The following is a 10,284-nucleotide window of genomic DNA, read 5'->3' as shown; positions in this document are numbered from 1 at the left end:
CACCCGAGGGGTGTGCGGCGGGCCCGTGCGCGCCCGGTGGCGGGGCGTCAGCCGCGCAGCGCCACCGGAAGGACGGCCAGCAGCGCGGCGGCGAAGGCCACCGACAGGCAGACCGCCGCCCAGCGGGCGCAGATCCGGCGGCACTCGGCGCGGTAGCGGGCGGCCAGCTCCCGGCAGCGGCCGACGGCCCGGTCGACGACCTCCTCGGCGTACCGGAGCCGGTCGTCGGCGTAGGCGCGCTCCAGCGCCTCGCGGTCGTCCTCCGGGAGCCAGGGGAAGAGAGCGGCGAAGGCCCGGGCGTCCCGCTCGGCCGCGGCGACCTCCGCCTCCCAGGCGAGGTAGCCCTCCAGCCTCGCGATCTCCGCTCCGGTGTCGACCACCGACCGGACGCTCCGCGCCTTCGGCGGACGCTGCCTGCCACCCATGACCGCTCCCTGTCCCGTGCCGTACCCCCGGCGGATCGCTCCGCGACCAGGCCATCACTACCAGTGACCGGGAGGCGTCCGGCCACCGACTCGCCGGACCGCCGCACCAGGGCCCCGGGAGCCGCCCGGGCGGCAGGCGGCGCACGCTCCGCACCGCACGCCGGGTCCGCGACCGCGCACCACGGCACGCGCCCGCACCGGACGCCACCCCCGCGCCGCCACGGACACGCTCCGCACACGGCCGTGTACCATCGGCGATCAAGAGAGCCGGGGCGGCGCCGCACCGGCCCGCCGTCCCCGGCCCCGTCCGGGACGTGAACCAGGAGGTCAGCCATGCCCGACGCCGGTCGGTTCAGCGATCTGGGCGAGCAGGGCTCGCGCGCGGTGATGGAGGCGGCGGCCGTCCTGGAGCGCGAGCTGGCCGCCGGGATCGCCGACGCCGAGGTCGCGACGGAGCGGCTGGCCGACGAGCACCGCGTCGACCAGGAGGAGTTCGACCGGCTGGTGCGCCGGGTCTCGGAGAACACCCACCAGCTCATCGACGCGGTCGGCGAGCGGGTGCTCGCCGGCACCGGCGGCGAGGTCTCCGAGCACGCCCGTCGGCTCACCGCCAACGCCCATGACGTCCTCGACCTGCTGCTCAGGCTCGGCTCGCTCGCCCCCGGCCTCGCCAACCGCGGCCTCCAGGACGCCTTCGGACCGCAGCACACCGCCCGCCCGGCCGACGGCACCGGCGGCACGCCCGGCACCGGGCCGGACGAGCGGCCCCGGGGGTGACGGCCCCGGCCGCAGCCCCCGCCCTCGGCGCACCCCTGGTCGAGCACGTGCTGGCCCGCTACCGCGAGCGGACCGTCGCCGAACTCCTGCGCCACATCCCCGAGCAGAGCCCGCCCTACCTCTACGAACTGGCCGCCGACTACCCGACCCGCCCCTGCAAGGGCCTGCGCGCGGCGCTCTGCCTGGCCACCTGCGCGGCCTTCGGCGGTCGCTCCGAACGGGCGCTCAACCCGGCCGTCACCGTGGAGCTGTTCCACAACGCCTTCCTCGTCCACGACGACATCCAGGACGGCAGCGAGCTGCGCCGCGGCGCGCCCACCCTGCCCGCCCGCTACGGCGTCGAGGTCGCGCTGAACGTCGGCAACGCGACCAACCTGCTCGGCCTGCGCCGGGTGATGGCCAACCGGCGCGGGCTCGGCGGGGAACTGGCCTGGCGGCTGTTCGAGGAGACCGAGCTGATGTGCCGCCAGTCCCTGGAGGGCCAGGCCCTGGAGATCGCCTGGATCCGGGACAACGCCTGCGCGCTGACCGGCACCGACTACTACCGGATGTGCCTGAAGAAGACCTCCTGGTACACCTTCCTCTACCCGTGCCGCTCCGGCCTGCTGGTCGCCGAGGGGGCGGGCGCCGACGCCGACCGGCTGGACCGGTTCGGCTGGTACCTGGGCGCGGCCTTCCAGATCCAGGACGACGTGCTCAACCTGACCGGGGAGGCCGAGGAGTACGGCAAGGAGATCGCCGGGGACCTCTGGGAGGGCAAGCGCACCCTGATGCTGATCCGGCTGCTGGAGCGCGCCACCCCCGCCGAACGGGCCCGGGTGGTGCGCCATCTGAGCCTCACCCGGGCGCAGCGCGGCCCCGGCGCGGCCGAGGAGGTCGCCTGGCTGCTGGAGCGGATGACGGCCTACGACTGCGTGGCGCACGCCCGGGAGGCGGCGGCCGGCCTGGTGTCCGCCGCCGGGCGGGAGGTCTCGGCGGTGCTGGCGACGGCGCCGGAGCCGGCCGACGAGGAGGCGGCGCAGGCGCTGGCCTTCCTCGCCGCGCTGCCGGACTTCGTGGTGGCCCGCGGCCGTTGATCCCGCGTCAACACACCGCTCTGGGCGATGTCACCCCGGTTGCGTAGGATCCGCGAGGTCGGTCCCGGACGGCGGGAACCGGCCGCGCGGCGGTCCGCGTCACCGGGGATGACGTCGCACAGGTCGAGGTGGGGGTGGGTGGCCGATGTCCGTACGGTCCGGTCTGCGGGAACTCGAACGACTCGCCGGGCGGCTGCCGGCCGGCGCCGAGCTGTACCGGCTGCGCCCGGACGGCCGCGTCCTGCTCGCCGACCGGGACGGCGCCCGCGAGTTGGGGCCCGGATCGGCGCACGGACCGGCCGGTGAGGAGCTGCTGCGGTTCATCGACGAGGGCCAGTTCGCCCACTACCTGGTGGGCGACGCCAAGACCTCGCCGGAGCGGCCCTCGAACGCCACGTACAAGCTCGGCATCGTCGCACCGCGCAGCGCCTTCACCCCGCACGCGCACGGCGGCGAGCACCTGGTGCTCAGCCTCGGCCACGCCGCCTGCGGCCTGTACGACGCCGAGCGGCGCCGGGTGGTGGACCTGCCGCTGACGCCCGGGCTGCTGATCCGGATACCCGAGCTGATGCCGCACTCCTTCGCCAACCGGGGCCGCGAGCCGCTCAACATCCTGGCCGCCAACACCGGGTACGGCATCGACCACGAGGACTACGCGATCACCGCGGCGGAGGCCGAGCGCCGCTCGGAAGACGAACTCGCCGAGGCGCTGCGGGCGGTGGAGCGCGGGCAGCGGATCGGGCCGGTCGGCCGACGGGAGCGGCTGGCCGCCGGGCTGCGCAGGCTGGCGGCGGCGCTGGAGGAGTCCACGCGATGATCTGCCCGCGCTGCGAGGCCCGGCTGCTCGCCCGCGAACGCACGGGCCTGATCTGCGGACGCTGCCGGCAGCCGTTCGCCCTGGAGCCGAAGCTCACCAAGGGTCTGCAGGACCTCCGACTGAAGCGCACCGTCGAGCGGCTCGGCGACGGCGGGCGGGTCCTGCTGACCGTCGAACAGCTCCGCTGGGCGCACCAGGAGCGGGGGCGGCCGTCGCCCCTGCCTCGCCGGGTGCCGCCGGGGCGGCTGCCGAGTCCCCACTTCGACGGCGTCGCCGACGTGTCCCTCGGCCTCGGCCTCGGCGTCGTCTCGCTGGTCGTCGCCTACGTCCTCGCCGTGCACGTCCCCTTCGCCATCGTGATCACCGTCCTGGCCGCCCTATTCGGTCTCGGCCTGCTCGCGACGATGGCGAAACCGGCGCTCCGGCTGGCGCGGCGCCGACGGATCATGGACCGCTGGAAGCAGGCCGACCTGGTCTGGGAGGAACAGCGGGACGCCCTGTGGCGGGAGCAGGAGGAGTGGACCACTCCGCTGGCCGAGCGCACCGCCTGGCCCGTCGCGGTGTTCCGGGGCACGGTCGTGGACCGGTGGGTCCAGGTCTACGGCGGCCTCCCGGCGGGCGTGGTCGAGGACTCCGCCGTCACGCCCGTCGCACCGCAGGGCCCGCCGGCCCTCGCGGTGCTCTGCCCCGACCCGACGGTGGCCGCCTTCCTGTACGCCAACGCCTTCCCGGAGCGGCACGGGGCGCTGATCGTCGCCACGCCCGGGGACCTGCCCGGGGACCTGCCGGTGGTGGTGCTGCACGACGCCTCGCCGCAGGGCTGTCTGCTGGTCGCCGAGGTCCGCGCCGCGCGGCCGGAGCGCCCGGTCGTGGACGCCGGTCTGTCGGCGCGCGCCGTCCTGACGGCGCAGGACCGTGCCGTCCACCTGTACGCGCACCAGCGGCGCGAGCCGCTGGAGGAACTGCTGCGGGGGCTGCCGCGGCTCACCGGGGCCGAGCGCGCCTGGTACGCGGCGGGCCTGTGGAGCCCGCTCGCCGCCGTTCCGCCCAAGCGGCTGCTGGCGATGGCCGAGCGGGCCGCCGAGCGGGCGCTGAACCGCCATGTCGGATTCCTCAGCTGGCCGGTGCCGGAGGTGCCGCGATGATCTGCCCGCACTGCTCGAAGAACCTGCTCCAGCGCCAGCGTCCCAAGCGCCGCTGCTCGTACTGCCGCGCGGAGTTCGCGCTGGACCCCAGGCTCGACGGCGTCGGCCTGCACGACGTGCGGATCCGCAAGGTGACGGAGAAGCTCTCCGACGGAGGCCGGCTGACCGTCACCAGCGGGCAGTTGGGCTACGCCCTGCAGCACCGGGGCCGGCCGCCGCAGCGGTTCCGGGGCGACAAGGGCAACGCCGTCTCGATGATCGGCTTCGGCGTGATCGGGCTGCTGGTGAGCACGGCGGTGCTGGACGAACCCGGCTTCGCGCTGGTGCTGGTACTCGTCGCGCTCACGCTGATCGGCTTCGGCGTGCGCAGCTGGATCCTGTCCGGGACGCCCGCGCCGGACACCTCGGTGGAGTCGCGCTGGACCCAGGAGGGCTTCCGGGACACCGTGCTGAACCGCTGGCGGGCGGTCTACGGCGCGCTGCCGGCCGGACTGGTGGAGGACACGCTGGTGCGGCCCGGGCCACCGCCCGCCGACCCGGCGTTCGCCCTGCTCTGCCCGGACCTCACCGTCCGCGTGTTCCTGCGCGCCAACGGCTACCCCGAGCGCCACCGCGCGCTGGTCGTCGACAACCTGCGGGCCGTCCCGGCGGGCCTGCCGCTGGTGGTGCTGCACGACGCCTCGCCGCAGGGGCACCTGCTGGTCGCCGAGGCCCGGGCCGCGCGCCCCGGCCTGCGGGTGCTGGACGCCGGGCTGTCGGTGCGCACCGTACTGGTCGACGAGCACAAGTACACGCTGCTGCGCGACCTGGACCGGCCGCAGGAGCTGTCCGCACGGCTGGAGCGCGAGGCGCCCGAGCTGACCGCGAGCCAGCGCGACTGGTTCGCCGCAGGCTGGTGGACCCCACTGGCCGCACTGGCGCCCAAGCGGCTGATGGCCGTCGCCGACCGGGCCGCCGAGCGGATCACCGCGCCGCCGGCGCCCCGGGACCCCACGGCCCTCCGGAGCGGGCCCGTGCGCTCCCCGGCCGCGGGCCGGCCGGAGAACCCGCTGGAGACCCGCCGCCGGGCGCTCGCCGTGGGGTTCATGACCTGGCCGGAGCCCGGGGCGGGCGACGTGCCCGAGGACGGGGGCCGACCGGACGGCCCCGATCCGCGCAGGGGCCCCGCGTGACGGCGGGGACGAGGAGAGGCAGGAACCCCATGACGCTGCGTCCGCTGCTGGACGGCGCGCTGACCGTCGCCGCCACCCGGGCCGGGGCGCCCGGCGGGCTGCGGTACACCGAGCGGCAGCTCTACTACGAGCTGTGCCGGGTGCTCCAACCGCTGCACGCCGGACCGCGCCGGATCCCCTACACACTGGCGCCGCCGGTCCGCTACGCCCGGTTCGCGGCCGCGCTCGCCGCGCGCCGCGAGGAGCTGCCCGGCCTGCTGCCGCCGCCCGCACCCCGACCGGACGCGCCGCGGGGGGCCGCGGGCACCGAACCCGACCTCTACGACTACGGGCTGCCCCGGCTGCTGGTCTGCCAGAGCCCGGAGATCACCGCGATGCTGCTCGCCAACGACCTGCACCTGGAGGCCGCCTGCCCGGTCGTCGCGGCCGGTGGACTCCCGCTCGACGAACGGCTGGTGGCCGGGCTGGAGCGGGCCGGGGGCGCCGTGGTGCACGTGCTGCACGACGCCAGCCCGTCGGGGCTCACCTGCTTCGAGGAGGTCCGGGCCGCGTACGGGCCTGGCGCCACGCGGAACGTCCGGGTGCGCTCGATGGGCCTGGTGCCCCGGCACGCCGCCACCCTGCACCTGACCTCCGGGCGCGGCCCGCACGGCTACCGGGGGCCGCTGCCCGCCGGGCTGCGCCCCGAGGAGCGGGCCTGGCTGGGCAGCGGCCGCACCATCGAACTGGCCGCCGTCGCCCCGGCCCGGCTGCTGCACACCGTGATCCGCCGGCTCCGCGGCGCGGGCACGGCCGGCCCGCGCCGCACCCCGCTGCACCGGCGCGTGCGCACCGCGCGCGGCAGCGGCTTCCTCAGCTGGCCCACCGGCTGAGCGCCCGACCCCGCCCGACTCCCGTCCCGATCCGTGAGGACTCCGCACCCATGAGCAACGCACGCCACCTCGGCTACCGCGACGAACTGCTGGCGGACGGCCAAGTGCACCGCCGGTACGAGGACGGCCGCAGCGAGTGGCGCCGGCGCGGCACCGACCGGCAGATCCACTGGCACGACAGCCTCGGCCGCTCCGGCACCGACGAACCCCTCGGCCGCGACCTGGTGAAGCGGCGGTACGCGGACGGCGCCACCGAGTACGGCCGCGACATCGGCTACGGGCGCACCGTGTGGGGCGGCGGGCTGGTCACCCTCAACCGCAGCTCCTTCGGCGGACGGCTCGGGGTCGTGGTCGGCGCCCTCGGCGTGGCCGGCGTCGCCGCGATCACGGCCGCGCAACTGCCGCCGGACGCCCTGTCCGAGGACGAGGAGGAGGAGCTGCGCGAGCAGGCCCGGCAGCAGGCCGCCGGCTCCTCCGGCAGCGGGGGCGGCGGGGGCGGTGACGCCGGCGGGGAGGCGGCGGTGGGCCACGACGACCCCGCGGCCGACGACCCGACCGACGACCCGGCCGACGCCGACGACTTCGGCGACTGGAACGACTCCGACGACGGCTGGGACGGCGACGACTTCGGCTGAGCCGCCACCGGAACCCCGCCCCGCCGCGCGCCACACCCCGCCCGGCGCGGGCCGCCCCTCGACGAAAGGCACCGCACCACCATGCCCCGCTGCTGCGCCTGCGCCGGCCCCGACGCCGACCGGGCCCGCACCCACCTCGCCGCACTCACCGGCTCCCCCGCGCCCGACGGCGCGCAGGCCGCCCTGCTCCCCGCCGAACCCGGCTTCGCCACCGGCCCGTTCACCGTCGACGGCACCACCGCCGTCGGCGAGGTCACCCTGCACAACCGGCCCGAACTGCTCGCCGCGCTCACCGCGGCCGGCTCCCCCGCGCCCGCCGGCTGCCCGGACGGCGAGCTGCTGCTGCGCCTGTGGCTGCGGCTCGGCGCGGACGGACTGCGGCGGGCCGACGGCATGTTCGCGCTCGCCGTCGTCGACGGCGCCGACCTCGTCCTGGTCCGCGACCACACCGGCACCCGCACCCTGTTCTACGCCCGTGCCGACGGCTGCTGGGCCGCCTCCACCTCGCTGCGCGCCCTGCGCCACTGGCCCGCCCTCGGCACCGGCCTCGACCTGGCCGCCGTCCGCTCCTTCCTCACCTTCGCCTACCTGCCCGGCGAGGAGACCCTGCTGCGCGGCGTCCACGAGGCGCTGCCCGGGCGGGTGCTGCGCCTGGCCGCCGACGGCACCGCCCGCCAGGAGCCGTTCTGGGAACCCGCCGAGCGGCTGCCCGAGGGCGAGGCACCGCCCCCCGAGGTGTACGCGCGGGAGCTGCGCGCCCTGCTCGAACAGGCCACCGCGCGACGGCTGCCGGCCGGCGAGGCGGTCGGGGTGTTGCTGTCCGGCGGCGTGGACAGCTCGCTGGTCACCGCGCTCGCCGCCAAGCTGCACGACCACCCGGTGCACACCTACTCGATCAGCTTCGGCGACCGGTTGCCCAACGAGCTGGGGTACTCCGGGCTGGTCGCCGACCACTGCGGCACCCGGCACCGGATCCTCACCGTCTCCGGCGAGGAGGTCGCCGCCCGGCTCGCCGACACCGTCGCCCTGCTGGACAGCCCGGTCGGCGACCCGCTGACCGTCCCCAACCTCATGCTCGCCGAGGCCGTCGCCGCCGACGGGCTCACCGTCTCGCTCAACGGCGAGGGCGGCGACCCGGTGTACGGCGGGCCGAAGAACCTGCCGATGCTGGTCCACGAGATGCACCGGGACGACCCGTCCCCCGAGGCGCGGGCCGAGGCCTATCTGCGTTCCTACCGCAAGTGCTACGAGGACCTGCCCCGGCTGCTCACCGCCGACGCCCTGCGCGCCCTGGCCGGCGAGCCGCAGCCGCGCCGCTTCGTCGCCCCGTACCTGGCCCCCGGGCCGATGAACGCGCTGCTCAACCAGCTGCTGCACTGCAACCTGCGGACCAAGGGCGCCCACCACATCCTCACCAAGGTCGAGCGGCTCACCGCCTCGCGCGGGGTGCAGGGCCGCTCACCGCTGTTCGACCGGCTGGTCGTCGACCACGCCTTCGCCACCCCGCCGACCCTCAAACTGCGCGGCACGGTGGAGAAGTGGGTGCTCAAGGAGGCCGTCCGGGACCTGCTGCCCGCGGCGGTCGTCGACCGGCCGAAGAGCGGCATGCGGGTGCCGGTCCAGCAGTGGCTGCACGGGCCGCTGCGCGAACTCTCCGGCGAGCTGCTGCTCGGACGCACCGCGCGCGAACGCGGACTGGTCCGCCCGGACACCGTCCGCACCTGGATGCGGCGCGAGGGCACCCTGCTGCCGCGCCAGGGCGGCAAGCTCTGGCTGGTGCTCACCCTCGAACTCTGGCTGCGCGCGTACGACCTGTGACCCGCTCGCCCGATTCCCCTGCTGCCCCGGCCCGGGAGGCCCCGTCATGGCACCTACCACCAACACCCCCGAAGCGCCCGAGCTCCACCTGACCGACCCGCGCACCGGCCACACCCGGGGCACGCTCGTCCCGGCGCGCGCCGGTCAGGTCGCCGGGACCGCCGCCCGCGCCCGGGCCGCCGCCCCGCGCTGGCGCGCGCACACCCCGCGCGAGCGCGAGCGCCGCCTCGACGCGCTGGCCGACCTGATCGAGCGCCACCTCACCGAGTACACCGTCCTGGAACAGGCCGGCACCGGCAAGCCGGAGGCGGAGGCCGCCGCCGAGATACGCGAGGTCGCCGACCTCTTCCGGTTCTACGCGGGCGCCGCGCGCGCCGGCACCGCGCCCGCCGCCGGCCGCTACCTGCCGGGCCACGAGAGCTGGGTGCGCCGGGAGCCGGTGGGCGTGGTCGCGGCCGTGGTGCCGTGGAACTACCCGCTGCTGATGGCCGCCTGGCGCGCCGCTCCGGCGCTCGCCGCCGGGAACACCGTCGTCGTCAAGCCCGCCGAGACCACCCCCGACTCGGCGACGCTGCTCGCCGCGCACGCCGCCGAAGCGCTCGGCGAGGGCGTGCTCACCGCCCTGCCCGGCGACCGCGAGACCGGCCGGCTGCTGGTCACCGCCGACGTCGACCTCGTCGCCTTCACCGGCAGCGCGGCCGCCGGCGCCGACATCGCCGCCCGGGCCGGCCACCGCCGGGTCAGCCTGGAACTCGGCGGCAACAGCCCCGTCCTGGTGCTCCCGGACGCCCCCGCCCACACCTGGTCCGCGCTCGCCGCCGCCTGCACCTACAACGCCGGGCAGAGCTGCGCCGCCCCGGCCCGGGTGATCACCCTCACCGAGCACTACGAGCGGACCGTCGAGGCCCTCGCCGCCGCGCTCGCCGAACGCGAGGCCGGCCGCGACTTCGGCCCGCTCAACAACCCCGACCAGGCCGCCCGCTACGACCGCATCCTCGCCGCCTCGGCCGCCGAGCGCTCCCTGCCCGCGCCGGGCCGCGCCGACGGCCTCTGGCGCCCCGCCCGGCTGCTCGCCGACCTGCCGGACGACGACCCGGCGGTGCTGGAGGAGGTGTTCGGCCCCCTGCTCACCGTCCAGCACGCCCCGACCGCCGACGCCGCGCTCGCCCTCGCCAACGCCGTCCCGCAGGCCCTCGGCGCCAGTGTGTGGACCACCGACCTGTCCGCCGCCCTCGACCTCACCGCCCGCCTGAACGCCGGTGAGACCTGGATCAACTGCCACCTCGCGCAGTCCGCCGAGCTCCCGCACGGCGGCCGCGGCGCCTCCGGCCAGGGCACCGACCTGTCGGTCCTGGCCCTGCACGAGTACCAGCGCCCCAAGACGGTGACGGCCCGGCTCTGAGTACTCCGCACACCCCGGTCCGAGTACCCGGTCCCTGCCCGGCGGCCCGTTCGCCGGGCGGGACCGGGGCCATGACGAGGACAACCGCCCCCGGGCGGGGCGACGCACACGGCGGCGCCCCCGTCCCTCCTCTGCGGAGGAGGGA

10 protein-coding genes are annotated in these 10,284 nt (G+C 76.6%); 9 read left to right on the top strand and 1 reads right to left on the bottom strand.

Features of this window, described 5'->3' with window-relative positions; translation table 11 throughout:
• Positions 1 to 47 precede the first annotated feature (47 nt).
• On the bottom strand, positions 48 to 425 hold the full coding sequence (locus tag ACFU74_RS33000; protein WP_380763522.1) for a hypothetical protein: 378 nt from the start codon (positions 423 to 425) through the stop codon (positions 48 to 50).
• A 333-nt stretch (positions 426 to 758) separates the two neighbouring features.
• Between ACFU74_RS33000 and ACFU74_RS32995 the strand changes: the two genes are divergently transcribed.
• The 9 genes from ACFU74_RS32995 to ACFU74_RS32955 all read left to right on the top strand — a co-directional run bounded on the left by ACFU74_RS32995 (position 759) and on the right by ACFU74_RS32955 (position 10,139).
• The gene (locus ACFU74_RS32995; protein ID WP_380763520.1) at positions 759 to 1,202 is read left to right on the top strand and encodes a hypothetical protein; all 444 of its coding nucleotides are present in this window, start codon (positions 759 to 761) and stop codon (positions 1,200 to 1,202) included.
• A complete protein-coding gene (locus tag ACFU74_RS32990) occupies positions 1,199 to 2,278 on the top strand; it encodes a polyprenyl synthetase family protein (protein ID WP_380763518.1) in 1,080 nt (359 codons plus the stop codon). The genes ACFU74_RS32995 and ACFU74_RS32990 overlap by 4 nt, the downstream gene beginning before the upstream one ends.
• Positions 2,279 to 2,423: 145 nt before the next feature.
• On the top strand, positions 2,424 to 3,095 hold the full coding sequence (locus ACFU74_RS32985; RefSeq protein WP_380763516.1) for a cupin domain-containing protein: 672 nt from the start codon (positions 2,424 to 2,426) through the stop codon (positions 3,093 to 3,095).
• Positions 3,092 to 4,240, top strand: coding sequence for a hypothetical protein (locus ACFU74_RS32980; RefSeq protein ID WP_380763514.1), 1,149 nt, complete (start codon positions 3,092 to 3,094; stop codon positions 4,238 to 4,240). Before ACFU74_RS32985 ends, ACFU74_RS32980 begins: the two co-directional genes overlap by 4 nt.
• Positions 4,237 to 5,412, top strand: coding sequence for a hypothetical protein (locus ACFU74_RS32975; RefSeq protein WP_380763512.1), 1,176 nt, complete (start codon positions 4,237 to 4,239; stop codon positions 5,410 to 5,412). Before ACFU74_RS32980 ends, ACFU74_RS32975 begins: the two co-directional genes overlap by 4 nt.
• Before the next feature lie 29 nt (positions 5,413 to 5,441).
• A complete protein-coding gene (locus ACFU74_RS32970) occupies positions 5,442 to 6,284 on the top strand; it encodes a hypothetical protein (RefSeq protein WP_380763510.1) in 843 nt (280 codons plus the stop codon).
• A gap of 50 nt (positions 6,285 to 6,334) precedes the next feature.
• Complete coding sequence (locus ACFU74_RS32965; protein WP_380763508.1) at positions 6,335 to 6,919, top strand: hypothetical protein; 585 nt, start codon at positions 6,335 to 6,337, stop codon at positions 6,917 to 6,919.
• A gap of 81 nt (positions 6,920 to 7,000) precedes the next feature.
• A complete protein-coding gene (locus ACFU74_RS32960) occupies positions 7,001 to 8,737 on the top strand; it encodes an asparagine synthetase B family protein (protein WP_380763506.1) in 1,737 nt (578 codons plus the stop codon).
• 46 nt (positions 8,738 to 8,783) lie between these two features.
• Positions 8,784 to 10,139: an aldehyde dehydrogenase family protein gene (locus tag ACFU74_RS32955; protein ID WP_380763504.1), complete on the top strand. Its 1,356-nt coding sequence runs from the start codon at positions 8,784 to 8,786 to the stop codon at positions 10,137 to 10,139.
• Positions 10,140 to 10,284 lie beyond the last annotated feature (145 nt).

It is taken from the genome of Kitasatospora sp. NPDC057500 (assembly GCF_042802195.1).
GTDB lineage: Bacteria > Actinomycetota > Actinomycetes > Streptomycetales > Streptomycetaceae > Kitasatospora.
This window is presented reverse-complemented; position numbering and strand designations above follow the sequence as displayed.